This window comes from Paenibacillus sp. O199 (genome assembly GCF_001636635.1).
Lineage (GTDB): Bacteria > Bacillota > Bacilli > Paenibacillales > Paenibacillaceae > Paenibacillus > Paenibacillus marchantiae.
In genome coordinates, this window is the sequence record NZ_LGRP01000008.1 from 169,767 (window position 1) to 192,763 (window position 22,997).

Annotated in this window: 21 protein-coding genes; 15 read left to right on the forward strand and 6 right to left on the reverse strand. The window is 45.3% G+C overall.

Annotated elements, in window-relative coordinates; translation table 11 throughout:
* Positions 1-279 precede the first annotated feature (279 nt).
* The 4 genes from A6049_RS14735 to A6049_RS14750 all read left to right on the forward strand — a co-directional run bounded on the left by A6049_RS14735 (position 280) and on the right by A6049_RS14750 (position 6,542).
* Complete coding sequence (locus tag A6049_RS14735) at positions 280-1,737, forward strand: glycoside hydrolase family 1 protein (protein ID WP_062325655.1); 1,458 nt, start codon at positions 280-282, stop codon at positions 1,735-1,737.
* Between the two features lie 247 nt (positions 1,738-1,984).
* Positions 1,985-3,409 carry a glycoside hydrolase family 1 protein gene (locus tag A6049_RS14740; RefSeq protein ID WP_063565380.1) on the forward strand — a complete coding sequence of 475 codons (1,425 nt, stop codon included), beginning with the start codon at positions 1,985-1,987 and terminating at the stop codon, positions 3,407-3,409.
* Positions 3,410-3,643: 234 nt separating this feature from the next.
* A complete protein-coding gene (licT, locus tag A6049_RS14745; RefSeq protein WP_063565381.1) occupies positions 3,644-4,495 on the forward strand; it encodes a BglG family transcription antiterminator LicT in 852 nt (283 codons plus the stop codon).
* Between the two features lie 127 nt (positions 4,496-4,622).
* Positions 4,623-6,542 (forward strand): beta-glucoside-specific PTS transporter subunit IIABC, encoded by a 1,920-nt coding sequence (locus A6049_RS14750; RefSeq protein WP_063565382.1) that lies wholly within the window; start codon positions 4,623-4,625, stop codon positions 6,540-6,542.
* 103 nt (positions 6,543-6,645) lie between these two features.
* Here A6049_RS14750 and A6049_RS14755 read toward each other — a convergent pair whose 3' ends face one another.
* The gene (locus A6049_RS14755; protein WP_063565383.1) at positions 6,646-7,539 is read right to left on the reverse strand and encodes a LysR family transcriptional regulator; all 894 of its coding nucleotides are present in this window, start codon (positions 7,537-7,539) and stop codon (positions 6,646-6,648) included.
* Positions 7,540-7,723: 184 nt separating this feature from the next.
* Between A6049_RS14755 and A6049_RS14760 the strand changes: the two genes are divergently transcribed.
* On the forward strand, positions 7,724-8,308 hold the full coding sequence (locus A6049_RS14760) for an ankyrin repeat domain-containing protein (RefSeq protein WP_063565518.1): 585 nt from the start codon (positions 7,724-7,726) through the stop codon (positions 8,306-8,308).
* Entirely contained in the window at positions 8,305-9,651 is a 1,347-nt protein-coding gene (locus A6049_RS14765) for a uracil/xanthine transporter (RefSeq protein WP_063565384.1), read from the forward strand. Before A6049_RS14760 ends, A6049_RS14765 begins: the two co-directional genes overlap by 4 nt.
* 68 nt (positions 9,652-9,719) lie before the next feature.
* On the opposite strand, the gene A6049_RS14770 is transcribed toward A6049_RS14765, so the two are convergent.
* The 4 genes from A6049_RS14770 to A6049_RS14785 all read right to left on the reverse strand — a co-directional run bounded on the left by A6049_RS14770 (position 9,720) and on the right by A6049_RS14785 (position 12,913).
* Positions 9,720-10,097, reverse strand: coding sequence for a PilZ domain-containing protein (locus A6049_RS14770; protein WP_063565385.1), 378 nt, complete (start codon positions 10,095-10,097; stop codon positions 9,720-9,722).
* A gap of 181 nt (positions 10,098-10,278) precedes the next feature.
* Positions 10,279-11,442, reverse strand: a complete 1,164-nt coding sequence (locus A6049_RS14775) for an alpha/beta hydrolase family protein (RefSeq protein WP_063565386.1) — start codon at positions 11,440-11,442, stop codon at positions 10,279-10,281.
* The gene (locus A6049_RS34570) at positions 11,415-12,104 is read right to left on the reverse strand and encodes a GNAT family N-acetyltransferase (protein ID WP_063565387.1); all 690 of its coding nucleotides are present in this window, start codon (positions 12,102-12,104) and stop codon (positions 11,415-11,417) included. Before A6049_RS34570 ends, A6049_RS14775 begins: the two co-directional genes overlap by 28 nt.
* A complete protein-coding gene (locus tag A6049_RS14785) occupies positions 12,101-12,913 on the reverse strand; it encodes a MerR family transcriptional regulator (protein ID WP_063565388.1) in 813 nt (270 codons plus the stop codon). Before A6049_RS14785 ends, A6049_RS34570 begins: the two co-directional genes overlap by 4 nt.
* A gap of 100 nt (positions 12,914-13,013) precedes the next feature.
* On the opposite strand from A6049_RS14785, the gene A6049_RS14790 reads away from it, so the two are divergent.
* The 8 genes from A6049_RS14790 to A6049_RS14825 all read left to right on the forward strand — a co-directional run bounded on the left by A6049_RS14790 (position 13,014) and on the right by A6049_RS14825 (position 20,830).
* The gene (locus A6049_RS14790) at positions 13,014-13,463 is read left to right on the forward strand and encodes a DUF6386 family protein (protein WP_063565389.1); all 450 of its coding nucleotides are present in this window, start codon (positions 13,014-13,016) and stop codon (positions 13,461-13,463) included.
* A gap of 38 nt (positions 13,464-13,501) precedes the next feature.
* Positions 13,502-14,125 (forward strand): SMI1/KNR4 family protein, encoded by a 624-nt coding sequence (locus A6049_RS14795; RefSeq protein WP_063565390.1) that lies wholly within the window; start codon positions 13,502-13,504, stop codon positions 14,123-14,125.
* A gap of 38 nt (positions 14,126-14,163) precedes the next feature.
* Positions 14,164-14,490 (forward strand): hypothetical protein, encoded by a 327-nt coding sequence (locus A6049_RS14800; protein WP_063565391.1) that lies wholly within the window; start codon positions 14,164-14,166, stop codon positions 14,488-14,490.
* A gap of 140 nt (positions 14,491-14,630) precedes the next feature.
* On the forward strand, positions 14,631-15,179 hold the full coding sequence (locus tag A6049_RS14805) for an RNA polymerase sigma factor (RefSeq protein WP_240321406.1): 549 nt from the start codon (positions 14,631-14,633) through the stop codon (positions 15,177-15,179).
* Positions 15,169-16,308 carry a DUF4179 domain-containing protein gene (locus A6049_RS14810; protein WP_063565392.1) on the forward strand — a complete coding sequence of 380 codons (1,140 nt, stop codon included), beginning with the start codon at positions 15,169-15,171 and terminating at the stop codon, positions 16,306-16,308. Before A6049_RS14805 ends, A6049_RS14810 begins: the two co-directional genes overlap by 11 nt.
* Positions 16,309-16,505: 197 nt before the next feature.
* Positions 16,506-17,558, forward strand: a complete 1,053-nt coding sequence (locus tag A6049_RS14815; RefSeq protein WP_063565393.1) for a pectate lyase family protein — start codon at positions 16,506-16,508, stop codon at positions 17,556-17,558.
* A gap of 310 nt (positions 17,559-17,868) precedes the next feature.
* Entirely contained in the window at positions 17,869-19,350 is a 1,482-nt protein-coding gene (locus tag A6049_RS14820; protein ID WP_063565394.1) for a methyl-accepting chemotaxis protein, read from the forward strand.
* 256 nt (positions 19,351-19,606) lie between these two features.
* A complete protein-coding gene (locus A6049_RS14825) occupies positions 19,607-20,830 on the forward strand; it encodes a GNAT family N-acetyltransferase (protein ID WP_240321407.1) in 1,224 nt (407 codons plus the stop codon).
* Positions 20,831-20,959: 129 nt separating this feature from the next.
* On the opposite strand, the gene A6049_RS14830 is transcribed toward A6049_RS14825, so the two are convergent.
* A complete protein-coding gene (locus A6049_RS14830) occupies positions 20,960-21,328 on the reverse strand; it encodes a VOC family protein (protein ID WP_240321409.1) in 369 nt (122 codons plus the stop codon).
* A 359-nt stretch (positions 21,329-21,687) separates the two neighbouring features.
* Here A6049_RS14830 and A6049_RS14835 point away from each other — a divergent pair, with 359 nt between their 5' ends.
* On the forward strand, positions 21,688-22,944 hold the full coding sequence (locus tag A6049_RS14835) for an amidohydrolase (RefSeq protein WP_063565396.1): 1,257 nt from the start codon (positions 21,688-21,690) through the stop codon (positions 22,942-22,944).
* Positions 22,945-22,997: the final 53 nt, after the last annotated feature.

Below are 22,997 nucleotides of genomic sequence, written 5' to 3' on the forward strand. Positions count from 1 at the left end.
GTCCAAAGGTGGTCAGCGAGTGCATTGAGCGGAAAGTTGATTTTGCAAAACAGATATGTTACGCTTACATTACAAGAGAAAAACAACCGAATACACAATAACATCTTTTGATGGATTGTAACTGTGCAGACAGGCAAAACCTAAACTGATGGTGAAATGAAGGCTCTTTTTTTGCGAGCTATTTTACCTTGAGTTTAGGTTTTTCTTGTTTTTTGGCGTGAAATACAGCCGCTGTATTCGGGAAAAACCCAAATAAAATTCGAAAAGAGGTTGTTCGTTATGACCACGGCAAAAAAAGGATTCCCCGAAAACTTCCTGTGGGGAGGCGCTACAGCTGCCAACCAATTAGAAGGTGCATTCGATAAGGACGGCAAAGGTCTCTCTACTGCGGATATGATTGCGCATGTTCCCAAAGAGAAGCGTACAGGTGGACATGCCATGGAAATCTCCTCTACACGAATTGAAGAGATCCTTTCTGGCAAAATTGAAGAACGTTTCCCTAAACGCTTTGGTATTGATTTCTATCATCACTATAAAGAAGATATCGCATTATTTGCTGAAATGGGCTTCAAAGTGTTCCGTTTGTCCATTCACTGGGCACGTATTTTCCCGAATGGTTACGACCAAGAGCCGAACGAAGCTGGCTTGAAATTCTATGACGACGTCTTCGACGAACTGTTGAAATACGGCATTGAACCGCTGGTAACCTTGTCTCACTATGAAACTCCGCTGGGTCTGACACAGAAATACAATGGTTGGGCAGGCCGTGAAGTGATTGGGCACTATGTGAGATATGCAGAGACTGTGTTCAACCGTTATAAAAATAAAGTGAAATACTGGTTGACGTTTAATGAAATCAACGTGATGTTGTTTAGCCCATACACAGGCGGCGGTATCCTGATTGATAAAGTGGACAACCAACTGCAAACGACATATCAAGCGCTGCATCACCAATTTGTAGCAAGTGCACTGGTAACCAAGCTTGCACATGAGATTATTCCTGGTTCCCAAGTGGGCTGTATGCTCGCTCGTATGGAAACGTACCCTGCGACCTGTAACCCGGTTGATGTTCGTCTGGCGCAACATGAGAATCAGATTAACCTCTTCTTTACGGATATGCATGCTCGTGGTCAATACCCGAACTACATGGCTCGTTATTTTGAAGAAAACAACATTGTGATTCAGAAAGAAGCAGGCGATGATGAGATCTTGCTCAACAATACCGTTGATTTCATTTCCTTCAGTTACTACATGTCCGTAACCAAATCTGCATCTGCAGACAAAGAAGAAACAACAGGTAACCTGACTGGCGGCGTGAAAAACCCTTATCTGGAAGCTTCCGACTGGGGCTGGGAGATCGATCCGATCGGTCTGCGCGTAACATTGAATAACTTCTGGGATCGCTACCAGAAACCATTGTTCATCGTAGAAAATGGCCTGGGTGCATATGACCGTGTTGAAGAAGACGGTTCAATTCATGACTCCTATCGTGTGGACTATCTGAAGAAACACATCGAACAAATGAAAGAAGCGATCAAAGACGGTGTGGATCTGATTGGATTTACAGCTTGGGGCCCGATTGACCTCGTGAGCATGTCCACTTCTGAAATGTCCAAACGTTATGGTTTCATCTACGTGGATTTGGACGACGAAGGTAATGGAACACTCAAACGTTCGAAGAAAGATTCGTTTGACTGGTACAAAAACGTAATTGCCAGCAATGGTGAGCAACTATAATTTGGTCTGATTCCTTATCTTGAACCCGGATCGCTGTAAGTAATTAGGCTATTCGCGGATTGTTACCGCATAAAGCGGGCAAAACCCAACATAAAGCAGGCCATCGGTGATTATCTGATCTGAAGCCCTTTAGTTGGCGTGTTGTCCGCTTATTGATGTGGAACTGATCGAAACAAGTGCTTACGGGCATAGGGTCAACCGTTTTAACAAAGAATGAAGATAACGTAACCAGAGAGGAATGACAGATATGACAACACCATTTCCGAAGGATTTTCTATGGGGCGGCGCAGTCGCAGCCAATCAGCTCGAAGGAGCCTACAATACAGATGGCAAAGGCCTGTCTGTTCAGGATGTAATGCCGCATGGGATTACGACGCCAAGAACGGAAGGACCGACAGAGGATAACCTGAAATTGATCGGTATTGATTTCTACAACCGTTACAAAGAGGACGTTAAATTGTTTGCTGAAATGGGCTTCAAAGTATTCCGCACATCCATTGCCTGGTCCCGTATTTTCCCTAAAGGCGATGAGTTGGAGCCAAACGAAAAAGGTCTGCAGTTCTATGATGACCTGTTTGACGAGTGCCACAAATACGGGATTGAACCCCTCGTAACGATCTCTCATTATGAGACACCGCTGCATTTGTCCAAAACGTATGATGGCTGGGTTAACCGTAAAATGATTGATTTCTACGAGCGTTATGTAACCGTGCTGTTTAACCGTTTCAAAGGCAAAGTAAAATACTGGCTGACGTTTAATGAAATTAACTCCATTCTGGAAGAACCATTCATGAGTGGCGGCATTTTCACACCAAAAGCGGAACTGTCCAAACAGGATCTGTACCAAGCAATCCACCATGAGCTGGTGGCAAGTGCGCTGGCAGTTAAACTGGGTCATGAGATTATGCCTGAAGCGAAAATTGGCTGTATGGTACTCAGTATGCCAACCTATCCATTGACACCAAATCCGGATGATGTTGTAGCTGCAATGCATGCAGAACAGCGGAATGACATCTTTGCCGATATTCATGCACGTGGCTATTATCCGAAATACATCAATCGTTACTTCAAAGCGAATAATATCAACATCAAGTTTGAAGATGGCGATGCTGAAATTCTGAAACATACGGTGGACTTCATCTCATTCAGTTACTATGTAAGTATTTGTGAGACAGGTGACCCACAGAAACGTGTTGAAGGTAAAGGAAATCTGTTTGCAGGTGTACAGAACCCTTACCTCAAAGCAAGTGAATGGGGATGGCAGATTGACCCGCAAGGCCTGCGCGTAACGCTGAATAAATACTGGGATCGTTATCAAAAACCGCTGTTTATTGTCGAAAATGGTTTGGGTGCAGTCGATGAGCTGATCACAGACGAAAATGGCAATAAAACAGTGAATGATGATTACCGGATTCAATACCTGAATGATCACTTGGTGCAAGTGGGTGAAGCGATTGAAGACGGCGTTGAAGTCATGGGTTATACCTCATGGGGCTGCATCGATCTGGTGAGTGCATCCACAGCAGAAATGAAGAAACGCTATGGCTTCATCTATGTGGACCGTAACAATGATGGATCAGGTACCCTGGATCGTTACAAGAAAAAATCATTCCATTGGTACAAAGAAGTTATTGATACAAACGGCGCAAGTCTAAAATCCGAAAACCATTAATTTCTAGTTCTAAAGACATATGTGGGCAGCATCTTCTTGTGTCATATTCAAGCACATTAACCGCTTTCACAAAAACATTGTCAGATGGATAATTATATGGTAAGATGGGCCTAAGGCTAATGAATACTGGATTGTTACTGTTCAATCAGGCAAAACCAGAAGCGGGGCATGTGTATCATGACCAGCTTTGGTTTTGCCTTTTACTACTTTGACGGTGCAAGGTGATGTGAAGAAATGAAAATTGAGAAGGTGCTGAACAACAATGTAGTTACTGTGATTGATCCAGGAGGAAACGAACTGGTCGTCATGGGACGGGGCATAGCCTTCAAAAAGCATACTGGTGAAACGATAGAGGACAGTCTGGTCGAAAAAATATTCTCATTGGAAAGCAAGGAAGTATCGCAGAAACTGAAAACGCTTCTGTCTGATATTCCAGTTGAATATGTTGAATGCTCGGATGAGATTATTCGTTACGCCGAGACCGTGTTGGGTGAGAAGCTTCATGAAAGCATCTACATTTCACTTACGGATCATATTCATTTTGCCATTGACCGGCATCGTCAAGGCTTGCAGATTCGTAATGCATTATTCTGGGAGATCAAGCGCATGTACCGCAAGGAATATGCCATTGGGCTCAAGGCACTTCAGATTATTGAAGAAACATTGGGTGTCCTGCTTCCTGAAGACGAATGCGCATTCATCGCAATGCATCTAGTCAATGCCCAGATGAACGGTGAGATGAGAGAAACCATCAGCATTACGAATATCGTAAAAGATATACTCAACATTGTACGACGCAGCTTTGTCATTGAGCTGGATGAGGATTCGCTGAGTTATTATCGATTCCTGACACATTTGAAGTTCTTTGCTCAGCGCGTACTACACGGTACAGCGATTGAAGATAAGGAAGCAGATAATCCGCTTCATGACCTGGTGAGCAAACAATATCCTGAGGCACATGCTTGTGCCTGTAAGATTAACGACTATACTCGCAAGATCTATAGCCGGGTCTTATCCAAGGAAGAAATCCTATATCTGACCATTCATATTGAACGAGTTGTCAGAACTGAACAAACAATTGAATAATTGGGATTGTTACTGCAAAAAAGGCAAAACCTAAACGTTGAATAATGATAAGCTGAAACTGCTTTGTCATTATTCAGTGTTTAGGTTTTTTTTTAACCTTCATTACACATAAAAGGAGCAAAACACAATGGATAAACAACAATTGTCCAAGGATATTCTGAAGCTTGTTGGTGGCGAAGAGAACATCGATCAAGTCACACACTGTATGACAAGACTCCGGTTTAACCTGAATGACAACAAAAAAGCGGACAAAGCGACGCTGAAAAATACACCTGGCGTTATGGGCGTTATGGAGAATGGCGGACAGTTCCAGGTCATTATCGGGAACGATGTGCCCGTTGTGTATAATGCACTGGTAGGCAACATGTCCAAATCCCCGAATGCAGACGCTGGATCAACCGGTACTTCGACTGGGGTTAAGAAAAAGAGAAATCCAGTAAGTGCATTGTTCGACTTTATTTCCGGAATATTCACGCCGATTCTGCCAGCGATTACAGGTGCCGGTATGATCAAAGGGATCGTGGCAATCCTGGTAGCTGTAGGTTGGTTGTCTGATACCAGTTCAACTTATATCATTTTATCTGCTATCGGTGATGGTGCATTCTACTTCCTGCCGATCATTCTGGCGATCAGTGCTGCACGTAAACTCGGTAGCAATATGTATATTGCTGCAGCGTTGGCAGCGGGGATTATGCATCCGACGATTACAGCCTTGCTTGCCAATGGTGACACCACATTTGTGGGCATTAAGGTTATAGCAGCAACCTATTCTTCTACGGTTATTCCAATTATTCTCGCAATCTGGATTGCTTCCTATGTAGAGAAAGCGGTTGATCGTGTTACACATGCTTCACTTAAGCTTCTGATTGTTCCAACGGTTACCCTGTTAATTATGGTTCCTCTGACCTTGATGACAGTTGGACCATTGGGTACAGTGCTCGGTAATGGTTTGTCAGGTGGTATTTCCTGGTTGTTCGACAATATGTCTATATTCGCAAGTATTTTGATTGGTGGTACGATGTCACTTCTGATCATTACGGGTATGCACTATGCACTGCTGCCGATCATTGTTGGTTCGATGACATCACTCGGTTACGATTTTATTATTCCACTGATGTTTGCAGCTAACTTGGCACAAGGTGGTGCAGCATTTGGTGTTGGTCTTAGATCGAAAAATGGTAAAACTAAATCGCTTGCTTATTCCACAGGTCTTACGGCTATTATGGGGATTACGGAACCGGCAATGTACGGGATCAATATGAAGTTCAAAAAACCATTTATTGCTGCCCTGATCGGTGGAGCTGTTGCAGGTGGATTCATGGGGATCGTCAATGTTAAAGCTTATGTACTTACAGGTCTAGTGGGTCTGCCGAGTATTGCAGCATTTATCAGTCCGGCAATTAGCACGTTACTCTACGCTCTGGCTGGTGGTTTGATTGCCATCGTAGCAGCAGCAGTACTGACGTACATCCTTGGTTTCCAAGAAGACAATGCTCCACAATCGGCTGAAGCTACGCCAGCTGCTGAGCCTACAACACCAGCAGCAACGACTTCTGCTTCCGCAATAACTGCTATCGAAGAAACTAAAGCACTGGATCAAGAAGTATTTAGCCCAATTACTGGTGAAGTTAAATCACTGAGCGAAGTTCCAGACCCTGCATTCTCCGAAGAGATTATGGGTAGAGGGTTTGCGATTCAGCCGTCGGAAGGCCGTGTGGTTTCTCCAATTAACGGTACAGTATTCTCGTTGTCGAAGAGTGGACATGCCATTGGTCTCGTTAGTGATGACGGCGCTGAAATGCTGATTCACATCGGGATTGATACCGTGAAACTGAAAGGTCAATTCTTCTCCCCTAAAGTTCAAGCAGGAGCGAAGGTTGCCGTTGGTGATGTACTGATGGAATTCGACAGAGAAGAAATCGAAAAAGCCGGTTACACAACGATTACGCCGGTCATCATTACGAACATGCATCAATATAATTCAATTGAGTCTGCCGGACGTACAACGATTAAGGAAAAAGAATTGTTGTTCACGGCAAAAGCTTAACGAACATCAAAAAGCAGCAGTCTTTCCGGATGAAATTATTCCGGCAAGGCTGCTGCTTTTTAGTATATGGACGATATTCTTCATGGCTGATATTTGCTGGACACTACACCGAGCGAGAAGGCAGCAGCTCCTGAACCAATTGTACAAAGTGCTGCGCGGGCTTGGAAAGATGACGATTGCGATGCCACACAAGCGCAGAATCTACGTTAGATTGCGCATCTTGAATACGATAGATATGGAACGGATGCTCATGATAAAGCTGAAGAACCGTATGGGGCACGATGGAGCTTGCAAAACCGAGTCGCACAAGTTCCAACAACATGTTAATATCCGAGCATTCGCCCGCAATCGAAGGGTTCACGTGATGCTCACGGAATTTCTGTAATATCAGTTCGAACATCCCGAGTCCTTCAGTGCTAGGAAGCAAGAGAGGGATATCGGCCAGCTTTTGAAAATAAATCCCGCGCTCATCCGCTGACTTCAGTGGTGTGGAGGAAATATAGAAGAGAGCTTCCTGCGGTAGATGCAGCACTTCATATTGCTCTGTTTTGACAGGCATCCGTACACAGGCAAGCTCAATTTTGCCTTCACCCAAGAGCTGGCAGAGCTGTGCAGATTCATTTTGCTGAATTTTATAAGTCACCTGAGGGTGTGTTGTCCGAAACTGCTGGAGCGCCTGTGGGATCAAACGATCTGAAATGGTATTAATGCCAAGCGACAGCTTGCCCCGAATGCCATACCTGAAGCTTTGCATCTCCATGACGGCTTCTTCCATATATTTGGTCATTGTGACCGCATAATCATAGAAGCTTCGACCCGCCTGTGTCAGCTCCATGCTGCGTCCTTTGCGTTCAAACAAAGCCACGCCGAGCTCGTCTTCCATCAGCTTGAGCTGCTGGCTTAAAGGAGGCTGAGCCATGTGTAATCTGCGCGCTGCCGCCGTGATCTGTCTCTCCTCGGCAATCGCGATGAAATAGCGACATTGTTTGATATCCACGTGTGTTCTCCTTATTTGCAGCGATATGATTTTCATATGGGAAACCAACAAAACATGTATTTTTATTATACTTACATCCTATGTTACCATACATAAGATTTAAACACTGCAAATCACACATGTCGATTATGATCTATCGAATATATGCCGTGAGGATGACGACGAATTGGAGGGTGAAGGTGCGATGCTGAAAACAATACATGCAGCTGCTGAAGCTGGACATACAGATGATGTGCTGCGGTTTATCGAACAAGGAACCGGAGTGAATGACCGGGATGCGCGAGGACGGACGCCTCTGATGGCCGCGGTACATGGCAACAAGCCAGAGACGGCAAGTATGCTTATTGAAGCGGGAGCGGATGTGAACATCCAGGATCAACGACTGGACAACATGCTGCTGTATGCCAGTGCGGAAGGTTTGCGTAAAATGGTCGAACTGGCTATAAAAGCAGGTGCCGATACCCGGATTACGAATCGGTTTGGGGGCACAGCTCTTATTCCTGCTTCAGATCGAGGTCATGTCGATATTGTGGAGATCCTTCTGAAATGCACGGATGTGGATGTGAACCATATCAACAATCTGGGCTGGACAGCTTTGCTGGAAGCGGTCATTCTGGGGGATGGCGGCACTCGTCATCAGCAGATCGTAGTATTACTTTTGCAATATGGTGCCGATCCTTCCATTGCTGACCAGGACGGCGTTACAGCATTTGCGCATGCCCGGAGGCATCATTATAAAGAAATGGAGCGAATGTTAACCCAATCATGAACAGACATCAAGAGCAATCTTTGCAAAATAATTTAAAGGGTGCGTCATCGCTTGCATTGGCAGGTATTCAGTGGTTTTTCTTCCTGTTTACCAACACAGTGGTGGTGCCGTTATCCATCGGACACAATTTTCAGCTTTCACCGGAGGCCATTGCTGCGTCGATGCAGCATGCCTTTTTGCTTACCGGGGCTGTGTGTATATTACAGGCGTTCTTTGGCCATCGTTATGCCGTGATGGATGGTCCCTCGGGGTTATGGTGGGGGCTGACGCTAAGCTTAACGGCCTCGGCTTCATCGGCAGGAATGAGTTTGGAACGTATTGGGGGAGGACTGGCTGCGGGTTTCCTGTTAGCTGGGCTGACGATGATGATCCTTGGCGGGCTTGGAGCGGCGCATGTGCTTCAGAAGCTGTTCACACCAATGGTCAAGAGTGCGATGTTATTTCTGATGACGATTCAATTGACCATGAATTTCTTCAAAGGCATGGTTGGATACACCGAGTTTGGCACATTCAACCTGCCTGTAGCGGCGTTGTCCGTTGCTATTGCGTTTCTTGTGGCCTTAATCCAGCTTAAGGGAAAAGGCAAGCTTGGCAACTATTCCATCCTGATTGGCATCGTGACGGGGTGGATTGCCTACAGTTTTGTGTTCCCTGGACAGCATGCAGGAGCATCAGGTCAACAGGATTTAAACCTGTTTTCCTGGTTTCCATGGGGGACGCCGAAGTGGGAACCGGGAATCGTCATCACAGCTTTTTTTGTTGGGCTGGTGAATATGACGAACTCCATCACCACATTAAGCTCCGTCGAAAAAATATATGGAGTGCAAACGACCAGCCAACAATATAAACGATCGTACATGCTCACGGGATTGTTCACCATGTTATCTGCGTTTGTAGGTGTGCTGCCGTTCGGATTATTTGCTTCTTCGATTGGTTTTCTGGAGAGCACCCGCATTCTGAAACGGGCTGCGTTTGTTGTTGGAGCAGGCATGTTATGTATATTGGGACTTACACCTTCTGTGACAGCCTTTTTCGCACAAATTCCTCCCAGTGTAGGGAGTGCTGTGCTGTTTGTAGCCTATTTGCAAATGTTTGGTACAGCCCTAAGAACACTTGAAGGCACCACCTTTAATTCCAAAACCATCTATCGTGTGGCACTGCCTGTTCTTACAGGTGTTGCTGTAATGAACATCCCTGCTGAAGCGTTTCATGTTCTGCCCATGTATCTCATTCCGATCATTAGCAATGGGCTTGTCATTGGGGTTGTGGTGTCACTTTTGCTCGAAACCACAGTGGATTGGTCCAAGATGGACAATACTACGACTGCTACCAAAGCAGCCTGAATATCTAAAATATTGAAACAGTCCGGTTCACCGGGCTGTTTTTTTTTGTTAGATTCGTGCTTCCCGGGTTACTTCACCATAATTTTGCCTTGCCCCGCAAGCATTCTCATTTCTCTGGATAAACGCTCATGATTGCCTTGCTGGATCTCCAGCTGTACGCCGTAGTGCCATTGGTTATTTTCTTCTTTGCCCCAGCGCAGCGTTCCTTCCAAATACAAGGGGTCTTCAAAAAGCAACAAGTTCATGCCGATTCGGATGTTATTGGACTCCACATGCAGATTTAACGGAAATGAAAGCTGACAGCCCGATCGGCTGATATCGCATAATTCCGCTTGAATGGGTTTGGGTGGTGCTGAGGCGCCGTTAATGCTGAGTATAAAAATTTCGAACATTATCGGTTCCTTTAAAGTATAGCGAAAAGGTTCTCTTCTAAGGTTGATAGCCATGGTTTCCTCCACAAAATCAAAAAAAGTCAGTTATGATTATATCGTCATTTTTGCTAAAAAAATGAAGAGAATAACCTTGTTTGCTAACACCTTAATTCTTCACATGTATAACATGAACCTAGTTAACTCTTGAGTACCTTTAACCTGTGTGCCGGGCTTGATATAATGGTTAAATATGGTTCTAATAATCTCGCCTGCGGATCAAAAGGGGATGGAGCGGATCAAATTGCGTCATTTTTCTTAAGAATTTCAGGAGAAATGAATCGATTGGGAACCGGAAGTGTGCAACAAACGGTTGATCAACTGCGTGAATAGAGTTCAAGAATTGAACAATATCATCCAAATACTGTGCGTCCATTAGTTTTCGTGGCGAGAACAAGGCCGTTGCATAGGTTTTGAACGTAGAATGTACCAGTGAAGAGGGCAGCATCGAATGATCAGCATCCGGTAGTTTGGTTACACTGAGCAGTGATTGTGGAATCATCTGACGATACACGCGCTCTGTCTCTTGAACATCGACATTTATATCTTGACCTCCAAGCACGAGATGAACAGGGCTATGAAACGAAACGAGCCCATCTGTGGCATCTGATTCCACATTGTTGACGATAAACGTCCAACGCTCCTTGGAAATGAGTTGGTCCTTATTAGCTATGAGTTTATATTCATCATAGGTGGCCTTGTTTCGAATCAGCTGCAGAACCTGGTCATTATAGAGCTGCCTTGCAGTGATCTCTTCCTCGGTATATCCCTTCTGGAGCATTTCCTGCTGGGTGTTGTATCTGCCCTGTGTAATCCAGTTGATGGCGGGGGAAACCAAAATGCTAAATGCAATATCCGGATCTTGTTTCACGATGTTTGGAATGACCCATCCAGCCTGGCTGGCACCCCACAAACCAATTCGATCTTGATCAATAGAGGGTTCTTTTCTGGCCCATTCAATGGCGGTTAAGACATCCTGTGCACGATCCTCCATGGTTTGGTCAAGCCAGTTTCCCGAGGAACCGCCAACACCACGTTTATCCAACGAGAGGGAGGCATACCCCGCCATGGCAAGCTTTTCCCACAAAGGTCGATACCCACCGTCATAACTGGCATTAATCGGACCATCACCATGTACAAAAACGACAAGGCCAACCTTATCTGAATGCTGTTTGGGCAGTGTGAGTATACCCGTTAATTGTCCATATGAGGTTGGAATGGAGATGCGTGTTTCTTTCATGTTGAATGTGTTCTGAATGAGCAGCCAAGACACAATAGCCAGAATGATGATTGTTACACCGATCAGCCATTTGAAAACTGAGGTCGTAAATAATCTTAGTCTAGGGGGCTGTTGTTTAAACACTGAAATGCCTCCTGTATGTTAGAGATAGGGATCATCATGAAAATCCATTCAGGTTCACGGAACAGGAATTTTCGGGAAATGCTGTTGTGTGATGATTCCACTCTGAAGTTCAATTGTTGGTAAAGACGAATGGCTTGTGTGTTGCTGCTGGATACGTGCAAAGATATATATTTACAATGGAGATGTTGGTTTGCAAACTGCTGAGCAGTAATCAGCAACTGTCTGGCAATCCCACGCTTTCGGTGACTTGAAGCTACAGCCAAATGCTCAATATAACATTCGTGTGGACTTGGCTTATATTCCAGGGCAATCATTCCGACCATAAACATGCAGACATTGCGTAGTCCGTATTGCTTGCAAAGCTTACGGAGTGGAATGTGATGGATCTCCTTTTTTATCTGTAGGGGGTTTTTGAGGCACCATTTCAGGCATAGAACCCCGACAACCTGGTTTCCATCCATTGCAATGAACTGCCTATCGGAGGGTGAGTTTCCCTGATCAATCCATATAGCGCCAAGCAAGTCAACTATTTCCGTTGGGGCGAGCCGAACAAGAGCCTCAAACTTGGTTGCAAAAGAATGGACTATTAATTTTCGGACAGCCAGTTGATGTTGATTTTGATCATCATAGTCCACAATTTGAATTGGAGTCGTGAGGTTCATAATGGGTTCCTTTCTTTCACTTTAGGAGGAGTGACCTCAATTCTGGCCTGAATCTCATAGTGTAATTGATCAGTTCCTAACATGGAGAGATAGGACTTTTCAATCAAGATTATAGGGTCTACCAGCACGTAAGTGGCTTGAAATGCATATTCCTTAAGGTGATGAATTTCCTGGGTAATATTTTCTTCGGATGTCACTGTGAATGATCTGGTTAGATATAACCCTTTTTCAACAAAAGAATCGCTGGTAGCATTAGAAAACGGAACACAGACTGCAACCTGGTCTAAGGTATACAAGTAGTGTAAATCAATTTCAAACAATGCAGGTTGATCCGTACGATGCTGATAAAGTGCACGGGCATGCAGAGATTCGTTTGGTTGGATGGTGATCCAAGTGGTGAAATGCCGAACAGGAATTTCCTTTATCTCATATATGGGTATACACTGATCCTGCTGGGATTGGCTGATCCATTCCTGCTGTTCCTGCAATATGCCTTGAATGAATTGTTCCATATGCATTAACGAATCAATCTGTGATTGTACAGCTCGAAGTGAATCGGTTAATAATCGGTTATAGTCATCTGCGGAATAGGAGAGCATGCACTCTTTGATTTGCTGAACAGGGACATTCAACTTGCGCAATAAAAGAATGTGAGAAAGCTGGTAGATCTCATCCATTCCATACATACGGTAGTGGTTGGTATCCACATATGCCGGGAAAAGTATTTCTTTTTCCTCAAAGTATCGAATTTGATGGATTGAAACATGCATTAATTTGGATAATTCGCTAATCGTAATGTATTTGTTCATTAAGCTGGCTCCTGTCTGCTTGAATGGAATAGTTCCACTATAAACCTTAGGTCTGACCTAGGGTCAAAGTGTTTATTTTGAATTAGAAAGGAGAGATAGAATGAACGGGAAATTTCAGATCTTCACGGATACGGCAGCATTGTGCCTGTACGATCTGGGGACGTTAAAACATCGTGTTGGAGACACACCGGACTGGTGGTCTATTGCAGAGGATGAACTGACAGAGGTAAATGCAGGCAACTGTTTGTTTCTGAATCTGGGTGAAGATGGACAGTATGAGGTGAAATGGAGTCTGGATGATGCGGGGAAGGAACTGGAGAATGCAAAGGTATACCATCTACTTGTCCCTTCCGGTAACGTGTATCTGGGGGCAGCGGAGGATGTCACTGGGGGCGAGCTAGAACCCGATGAGTCTTGCGGTGGTGTGTTGCTCCAGATGGAGCCCGGAAATTATGCGTGCGCGATATCGAGGGACAACAACCAAATATGGATTAACATCAAATCCAGTCTGCAAAGCGAAAATAGTTTGAATGACTTGATCCGAATTTGACGTTATAGGTACAACGCGATGGAAGGAGGCCTACAGACATGCACAATCCCCAGTTGGAACGCATACAGGGAAAGTTGAACAAACTCCAGACTCTGGACCCGAAGCGGAATCTGTTTGGGGCAGAGAATCATCAATATGAGATGGCTCCGGTATGGACATTGGACGAAATTAAAGCTTTTGAACAGAAATGGAAGATAGCGCTGCCTGAAGAGTATCAAGCTTTTTTGCTTGGGATTGGAAGTGGTGGTACAGGTCCTTATTATGGGCTGGAAAAGCCGGAGAACGGCATATATTTGGTGATGGATTATGATGATGAGTTGAATGCAATTTCTGAGCCGTTTCCACATGTGGAATCCTGGAATTGGGATGTGGACTGGTACGACGACAGCAAAGAAGAGGACGAGTGGGCAGCGCTTGAACATGAGTATTATGATCCGAAATGGTCGGCAGGGATGCTGCGAATCAGTGATTTTGGATGTGGCGTCTCGCTCAATCTGATCGTGAAGGGATTGTCCTACGGAGAGATCTGGACCGATGATCGAGCGAACAGTAATGGGATTTATCCGGATCATTATATGGGCAACGCGGAGCGGCTGGGTTTTCTCGACTGGTATGAATTGTGGCTGGACCGCTCGATCAATGAATTGAATGAGCAAGAGTAGTAGCCTTTAGCTAACTTTTAGATTAAAGGAGGTACCATGTGGGCTGGGAATATGGCATCAGAACATCAAATCCTGTCATTTTACCTCGGATTGTGAAGCGACTGGCGGATGCCTTAACCTTCTCTGACTTGTATAAGATGGAGCATTATGAAGATGGGTTTGCGTTGCTTCAGGAGGGTTCGACCTGGCCTGAAGCTCTACAAGTCTCGATTGAAGTGGCATCGGGAATGGATGAGATTGTAGAGGGAGAGTTATACATCTATTGTCTGTTCCATACTTGGGGTGACATCGCAGCAAACTGGCTGAAACAAATGGAAGCAGCTATGAATCAGGATGACGCTGAGCTGGAATGGTTTGAACTTTAAATAATGATGCGGAAATAAATACAAGAGCTTCCTCCTCAGGATTAGGCGGGGCTTTTTTGTGATGGAAAATAAATAAAAAACGATTTGGCTTGTTCATCCGTCTTAAACGACAGAAAGAGAGAGAAGGAGGGGATTGCAGGGTGGAAACCAAAGCCGAGATGAAAAAGATGCTGTTTGTACAGAGCGAAGACGAGACGGCATTTGTCCAATCCATCATGGAGCATCAGGACACGCTGATCTCCATTGCCTACAGTTACCTGCGTAATCGTCACGATGCACTAGAAGCGGTGCAGGAGATGACATGCCGGGCCTGGATCAAGCGTCGCTCTCTGAAAAATGAGAAGGCGTTCAAATCATGGATTATTCGTATTCTGATCTATGTGTGCATTGATGAACAAAGGCGTCGCAAACGGGCTACACCACTGCCAAGCGATGGGTTGGAGGAGGCGATATCCGAGTCTGCCATTGGAGGACGCAGCGATAACAGACTTGCAATGTGGTCCATGCTTGAGAAAATCAAACCTAAATACCGCCATGTATTACTGCTGAAATACTATAACGACATGACATCGATTGAGATTGCCTCCATTCTTGGCAAACCGGAAGGAACCATCAAGACCTGGCAGCATAAAGGGTTGGAACTGTTACGGAAACAGATGAAGAACAGGGGGGATTGGCATGACAACTAGTCCGGAGGAACAAGCACTTTTCGCAGATGCTTCCCAGGCTAAGCTGGAGAGACAGCAATTGAATCCGGCGGACACGGCCTTTGCCATTCAGCAAGGTCTGGCCAAGGCAAGAACTCGGCGAATGACAGGTCATGTGCAATTAAAGTGGATTACGGCGGTGCTCGTAACCGCTCTGGCAGCCGGTTGGCTGCTGATGGGTCCACTTGGCGGTACACCACAACAGGCAATGTACAGCCAGCCCGCACAGAATTGGGGAGTCCTTGAACCTTTTCGGGAGTTGGCTGAAAAGGATGTAGACGGAAATACGATTACATCCGCAATTAACAATGGTTATGTACAGCTCGTGAATCGTTCTGTGAAATCAGGAATATATCAGTTAACCGTCAATGCAGTTATGGCGGATGAAAACAAGATGATCGTTTTGTACACAGCCCAGACGGATGCTTCCCAGGAGATATATTCGGTGAACCGTTCCAGGGTAACTGACATGCTGACCAATCATAAATTTGATGATAGTAATGCGGGGGGAGTCCAAGTACCCAATGGGAACCATATCATATATGGTCGAACTGCGATTAACCTCAAACGGACTGATGCATTTCCTGAAAAGTTAATGCTCGACTTTCAAATCGTCTCCCTCGATCCGGGGAAGCTAGCAGACCCAAAAACAGGGACAAAGCGACCTGAAATGCGATATTCAGAGCGGATGAAGATTTCTTTTGACTTAGACCCCAAATTTTCAGTTCCCAAGACGGAAATTATAAATCTTAATCAGTTATTTACGATTGACGGCCACGAGGTGAAGTTATCTCAAGTCGAGATGTCTCCACTTATTATACGAGCCAAACTTGTCTATGAACCCAATGAAAAGATTGATTTCCAAACCAAACAATCTATAAGTGAATCAGTACATTCTTACGAGATTGTTTCTATCACCCAGAATGGTAAGCAGACCAAGCTTCTAATGTATCTAGGTAGCGGAACAGAAGACGGGATCATTTTATACTACGGCAGCAATATGCTGGACGATCCTCAATCGCTTGTATTGAAAGTACCAACTGAGCCGGGCAAAGTTTACGGTAATTTGCAGGAAGCGGAGAAACATAAGCTGGAACTGAAAATCAAATAGGTTTCAGAAGAAGGGCGATACAAATTCATGGTTTTTGCAGATGACTTTGTGTCGTCTTTTCATTTTTCTTATACGGGGACTGCTGTTGCAAAAAAAAAAAATATTGGTTAAATTGCAATTTTTGTATTGTCACATCTGATGTTACACGATATAATCAACTTGTCTTTCAGGATAAAATTATAAAGGATGGTGAAATTTTGAAGAAATTTTCGATTCTTTTACTCGCTGTAACACTGTTATTATTGACAGTCTCCACGGTCTCTACGGCACCCGCTACATATGGTGCGGCCAGTTATCCCAACACAGGCACCAATGGTTTAACGGGTTTTGCCGGTAACGCCAAAAATGAGAGTGGTGTATCCAAATCAGCCACGACAGGTGGTAAGAACGGTCAGGTCATCTACATCAGTAATCTGAACGATCTGCGAACACATATGGCAGGCACAACAGCTAAAATACTGGTTATTGAACAAAATATTTCTTCCTCTACCTTGCAGAAAGTCGAATTTGGATCGAACAAAACGTTGGTAGGCTCTTTTGATAAACACACACTGACGAACATTCATTTCAGATCGACGTCCAGCTCAAGTAATGTCATTTTTCAGAATCTGACTTTTGAACACGCTTCCAATATTAATGCTAACGACGATATCCAGATGTATATTACTTCAGGCTCCAACTACTGGATCGATCACGTGACGTTCTCCGGCCATAGCTACAGCTCGAGCGGAAGTGATCTGGACAAGCTCTTGTATATTGGGGATCGTGCAGATTATATAACGATCAGCAATTCCAAATTTGCAAACCACAAATACGGAATTATTCTCGGATACCCGAATGATGGCAACAGCAGCTATAATGGTGTACCTCATGTAACGATGGCTAATAACTATTTTGAAAACCTGTATGTACGTGGTCCTGGTCTCATGAGATACGGTTATTTCCATATCAAAAACAATTACGCGAACAACTTTAACCAGGCGATTACCATTGGTGAGAAAGCTCGCATTTATTCTGAAAATAATTATTTTGGTGCAGGCGCTGAAAAAGGCGGCATTCTGGATGATAAAGGAAACGGGGAATTTACGGATACAGGCAGCACACCTGCGTTAAGCAGTCCATCCTCTCCTCAAACGAGTTGGAGACCGAGCTCCAGCTACAGCTATGAAGTACAGACAGCTAGTTATGCCCGCGAGTTTGTCACCAAGTATGCAGGTTCGTCTAACAACACACTTGTGTTCGGGAAATAAAAGGTAGCTGATCTTCTTAACATGTGAAAGCCCGTATCCCTGATACGGGTTTTTACTATTTTTTTACTATGGAGAAAACCAAATAAAATTCCTGAAATATAAGTACATATTATATTCCTTCATATATTAAAAATTTATAATAAAATTCCGATATACATTAAGTGTGTTTTCATGTTTATGAAGACCTAATGTACTATAACAAAGCCCTAGGACTTTGCGATTTATTCATAAGCAAGGACCAAAGACTGATAAAAGATAGTACAGAAATGTTTCACCATCGTATTTAATTGATAAAAAGGACGGGAAATTCATGAATCGTTATGACGAAATCATCTGGAAAAGGAACAAGCTGATCTGTATCATCCTGTGGGTTATTGTTGCCATCGGTTTTGGTATGGCCTTTCTGGAACCCAAGCTGCTTGTTTCGAGTGGGGTAGCTATTTTATTCACCGGTTGGGTAACGTACGCCAATATCAAAAAGAAGTATATTCATGTGATCCCATGGCTTTGTACACTCCTGATTACGGTTTGTGGAGTCTATGCAGGCTGGGGAAGTGTTAACATCACTTTAAGTCTGGTCATCACTTCAGTATTGTTGCTCTATCCCGACAAGAAACTGTTCACTACCGGATTTTTCGTGTTGTTTATCATCAGTATTATTCAGGTCGTTCTGGTGGAGACAAAGAGCTCCGAGGAATTTATTGGCCATATTGTTGATGTAGGATTGTTTGCGCTTACGGGAGCCATTCTGATGCTGGTTTCCCAGTTGAATCAAAGACTCTTTTGGGATAGCGAAGCGCGTTGGCAAGAAGTAGAGCATTCCAAAATGAGAGTGGAAACAATGCTTGTAAGGGTCAAAGAATCTGTAGAGGGCCTATCTCGTTATACGGATCAACTGAAGCAAAAAGTAACCGACACCGGCTCCATTACCCATGAAGTAACGCTTGGATTCAGCGAGGTGGCCAAAGGGGTTGAATTCCAGGCCACCAGTGTGGCTGAAATTTCAGAGTCCTTGTCTTTGTCGGATCAGCATATCCGCGATGTTGCTTCCTACTCACTTCAGATGAAAGAACTGTCAGCCAGCATGGCAACGAGCACGGAAACAGGCAGTGCGCAGATGGATCAACTGAATGTTCAGATGCAGGAGCTGTATGAAACGATTAATACCACAGCCGATGATATGAGTAAGTTTAACGAGGAAAGTGAGTCCATGTCGCTAATGCTGAACAGCATCTTGGATATTGCGAACCAGACGAATCTGCTTGCGCTCAATGCAGCGATTGAAGCAGCCCGTGCAGGTGAACATGGACGTGGGTTTGCAGTCGTTTCGGAGGAAGTTCGCAAGCTGGCAGAACACTCCGGCCATTCGGCCAGTGATATTGCTGCTATTTTGTCCCGTTTGAGAGGACAGACACAGGCGTTGACGGATCGGTTTGGGCGTATTCGACTCGCTTTGGAAGCAGGAAAAGACAGTGTGCAAACGGCAGAAGAAGTTTTCCGTACGATCAACAGCAATTCTCAGCAAGTATTGAATCAGGCCGCAGATATCGAGAGTAGTTCAGTCACCATGAGGGAATCCTCTACGAAAGTGGTTAATGAGGTTTCAGAAATTTCAAGTGTGACTCAGGAATCGAGTTCTGCTACGGAAGAAATTCTTGCCAGTATGGAGGAACAGCGCAACCTGACCGAGAAGATGGTGGACAGCTTCGGAGAACTGGAGCAACTGATTGTGGACCTGAACGAGTTGGTATCCGATAAGAACGAAGTAGGTTCTGCAACGGGTACGCTGTAAAATACTTAGGCTGAAGCTAGCCTACTGCATCGGAGTCACCTGATTACACCAATTTTATATTCGAAGTTCAGTTACTGAGCCTGTCTCCAACCATGATGTGGGGGCAGGCTTTTTTTGTTTTTAGATGGCTTATCTCTCCGCCCGTTTTCAACGAAACAATTGTGGATGCTCATCCAGGCCCACTATAATGGGAGGAATAGGAATTTGTAAAAAAACAATTGATGGCAGGAAGTTTGGGTAATTGGGGGAGCAGAACGTGAAGAATGCAGTAATGGAAAAAAAGACGGATAGCCGCGATCTTACAGATCCAGCGAAGAATGAAAGACGCGATAGTCGCGTTTGTTTCTATGATCTGAATTCGCTCCAAGATATGGACTGGCCTAACACCGAGGATGGTAGAGATGCACGAGCGTATTTGGAACCCATGATGTTACAAGGGACGCGGGACTTCATTATAAATGTAAACACAACCTTACTCATTGCTCGAATTGACGATCTAGTGCTTCCGTTGACGGTAAATGATGCAGAGTATGAAAATTCTTACGTTTGTTCACCTTATACGCATTATGTGAGGTATGCCAAGCAGGAGTTGACGATGCTTCGGAAACCGTTGCTGGAAAAGGGGCTTTTCGCGCTGCTTAGTGTGGTGGGGTGGGGAATGCGGCAATCACAAATAAACAAGGTTGTACATATCAACAACTGGCTGTTATCAACAAACCTGTATCCAGCCATGTCCGGAGAGCAGGCTGTTTGTCTGCTTGCAGCAGTAAGGGAACGTTATCCTGAGCATGCCGTCATATTTCGCTCCTTGTGCCCAGGGCTTCACTCCGATCTGACGGGAGAACTGAAGCAAGCAGGCTGTCAACTAATTCCGAGCCGTCAAATCTATCTGTACCAGGCGAATGATCCGAATTTCGGCAATGCGAAGTCGCGCTGGCTGCTGAAGCGGGATTACGAATTGTTGACCAAGCACGGATATGAATTCGTTTCCGGATCGAATTTGACGGAGGAAGATATTCCGCGAATTGCGGAGCTGTATAGGCTGCTATACCTCGAAAAATACTCTTATGATAATCCGCAATTCAGTGAACAGTTCATTGCGACAGCAAAAGCTTCGGGAACACTGACCTTGTATGGTCTGCGAAAGGAAGGGCGTATAGATGCGATTATGGGATACTTCTGTCGGAATGGGGTGATGACAACGCCGTTATTCGGTTACGATACGGCGCTACCCCAGTCTATCGGACTGTACCGTATGCTATCAGCTTGCCTGATTGGACAGGCCCGTGAGAACGGTCATCTGTTGCATGAGAGTGCTGGTGCTGCGCAGTTCAAACGCAACCGTGGCGCTGTGTCGGATTTCGAGTATTCTGCCGTGTATGAGCGCCATTTGCCAATGAGCAGACGCTGGTGCTGGCTGCTGCTTGAACGGCTTTTGAATCGAGTAGGTGTGCCGCTGATGCGTCGGATGAAGCTGTAAACTTGCACAACAGCGCGCTGACGCCGTCCTATGTGGGGTGCGCGTGTAGGTTTGGCTCCACACACAACAGGTCAGTCATCGTGAAACGTACACTTATTTAGATTCGCCTCAAAAATAATTGCGCCTTAATCATACATGTTCGGCCAACTGCACTTCGAAGCCATCTGGGTCGGCAATGTAAATAAACCTCAGATGCGGATTGGGCTGGACGGGGCCTCGTACAATCGGGATGCCTAATGCGGCGAGTTGCTCCATGGCTTCGTCCAGCGACCTTACCTCATAGCCGATCGAAACACCGGCCTCTGGCTTGAGTGTGGTTTCGCTGCCCTCAATCAGTTCCAGCTTCGTTTCATTTTCTGGTCCGAGCATGGCGATCTGCCGTCCACGGCTTTCGAATCTGCGCTGAATCGGCAGCCCGAGCAAATCGTGGTAGAAGCGGAGCGATGCTTCCAGATCGTGTATCCGCAGTGTGATCCAATTTAGTCTAATCAACATCATGAGTTTCTCCTTTTTTTGCGCCATATTCATCAACGTTATGCTTATTATACGATAAGCTTGTGCGTGGGCCTACCATACCACGTTACCTTTGCCTATAGAAGTTGCACTTAAAAGTGAAATCGAAAAACTGCCCAAGAATATTCTTGGGCAGTTTGGCTAAGAGTGCCGTTCAATGAGCGGGCAACTTTTTTATTGAATCAGATCAATCGCATCCTGTGACACGAAGGGTCCCCAGTATGGGCGTGAAGCATGTGTGTAGAAGTAACGCGAAACAGGATTAGCGACCCATAATATAGAATTCGTAGTGTAAAGGTGTATGTATGATGAAATAGAGAGCTTGATGAGAGAGGTGAGTGACCATGATTGATATTATTGCGCTTCGACGAGACCTTCACGAACATCCCGAGCTGGGATTCACCGAATTTCGTACGGCTACCAAAGTCGTGCAGATGTTAACGGAACTGGGTTACCATGTGGCCTATGGAAAAGATGCGATTGATGACACATCGCGGCGAGGTCTGCCAAACCCTGAAGTGTTGGAAGATGCATATCAGCGTGCCATCGATGAAGGGGCAGATTCAGCGATTGTGCAGCAGATGCGAGGGGGATTTACGGCGGTTGTCGCTGAGTTACAAGGAGAAATGGAAGGGCCAACAACGGCGTTCCGTTTCGATATGGATGCACTTCCGATCCGTGAGAGCAAGTCAGACAAACATATACCACAAGCGGGGAAATTTCGCTCCAGTCATGAAGGCATTATGCACGCTTGCGCGCACGATGGACATACAGCCATTGGGCTTGCACTTGCAGAACGTTTGAGTAACCGAAAGTTCGCCGGGAAGATCCGTCTGCTGTTCCAGCCTGCTGAAGAAGGTGTGCGTGGTGCGTATGCCATGGTCGAAAAAGGCATGCTGGAACAGGTGGACCGTCTGTTCTGCATACATCTGGGTACAGGTGTGCCATCCGGTCATGTCAGAGGGGCGTCTGCTGGATTCCTGGCAACGACCAAGCTGGAAGCCCATTTTACAGGTGTGTCTTCTCATGCCGGAGCTACACCGGAGGAAGGACGGAATGCTTTGCTGGGAGCCTCTACAGCACTCCTTAATATTCATGCGTTGCCTCGGTTTAGCACGGCAGATACACGCATTAATGTGGGTATTCTTGAAGGCGGAACAGGGGCCAATATTATTCCCGAGCACGCACGGATGGTGATTGAAACCCGTTCAACGACAGAAGAAACGAATCGTGAGCTGGAGCGACGGGTGCGTCAGATCATCGAGCACAGCGCGGCGATGCATGAGTTAAGCTCTACGGTTGAAGTCATTGGCGGTGCAGTCCCTATTCACTGTGATATGGAGCTTGCAGAGCTTGCTGTACAGCAAAGTGAAGGCATCGCAGGATTTACCCATGCGGAGGCTATTTCGGATGGTGCTTCACTCGGAAGTGAGGATGCCAGTTACATGATTAGGCGTGTACAGGAACAAGGTGGGAAAGCAACGTATATGATTATTGGCAGCGAGCTGCCTGCTCCGCATCACCATCCGGAATTCGATATTGATGAAGCAGTGCTAGCTCCTGCGGTGGAACTGCTGGAGAGATTGGCACGAACGCTCTAGAAAGATATAACTACAACCAAGGAGAGGCTTTCACTTACATATCGGTTAAGGAG

Bases quoted from the DNA above. Each gene is read 5' to 3' on its own strand.
- A6049_RS14830 (WP_240321409.1), bottom strand. From the start codon at position 21,328: ATGATGTTGATTAGACTAAATTGGATCACACTGCGGATACACGATCTG.
- A6049_RS14765 (WP_063565384.1), top strand. From the start codon at position 8,305: ATGAACAGACATCAAGAGCAATCTTTGCAAAATAATTTAAAGGGTGCG.
- licT (WP_063565381.1), top strand. From the start codon at position 3,644: ATGAAAATTGAGAAGGTGCTGAACAACAATGTAGTTACTGTGATTGAT.
- A6049_RS14785 (WP_063565388.1), bottom strand. From the start codon at position 12,913: ATGAACAAATACATTACGATTAGCGAATTATCCAAATTAATGCATGTT.
- A6049_RS34570 (WP_063565387.1), bottom strand. From the start codon at position 12,104: ATGAACCTCACGACTCCAATTCAAATTGTGGACTATGATGATCAAAAT.
- A6049_RS14795 (WP_063565390.1), top strand. From the start codon at position 13,502: ATGCACAATCCCCAGTTGGAACGCATACAGGGAAAGTTGAACAAACTC.
- A6049_RS14835 (WP_063565396.1), top strand. From the start codon at position 21,688: ATGATTGATATTATTGCGCTTCGACGAGACCTTCACGAACATCCCGAG.
- A6049_RS14820 (WP_063565394.1), top strand. From the start codon at position 17,869: ATGAATCGTTATGACGAAATCATCTGGAAAAGGAACAAGCTGATCTGT.
- A6049_RS14810 (WP_063565392.1), top strand. From the start codon at position 15,169: ATGACAACTAGTCCGGAGGAACAAGCACTTTTCGCAGATGCTTCCCAG.
- A6049_RS14750 (WP_063565382.1), top strand. From the start codon at position 4,623: ATGGATAAACAACAATTGTCCAAGGATATTCTGAAGCTTGTTGGTGGC.
- A6049_RS14740 (WP_063565380.1), top strand. From the start codon at position 1,985: ATGACAACACCATTTCCGAAGGATTTTCTATGGGGCGGCGCAGTCGCA.
- A6049_RS14790 (WP_063565389.1), top strand. From the start codon at position 13,014: ATGAACGGGAAATTTCAGATCTTCACGGATACGGCAGCATTGTGCCTG.
- A6049_RS14735 (WP_062325655.1), top strand. From the start codon at position 280: ATGACCACGGCAAAAAAAGGATTCCCCGAAAACTTCCTGTGGGGAGGC.
- A6049_RS14760 (WP_063565518.1), top strand. From the start codon at position 7,724: ATGCTGAAAACAATACATGCAGCTGCTGAAGCTGGACATACAGATGAT.
- A6049_RS14770 (WP_063565385.1), bottom strand. From the start codon at position 10,097: ATGGCTATCAACCTTAGAAGAGAACCTTTTCGCTATACTTTAAAGGAA.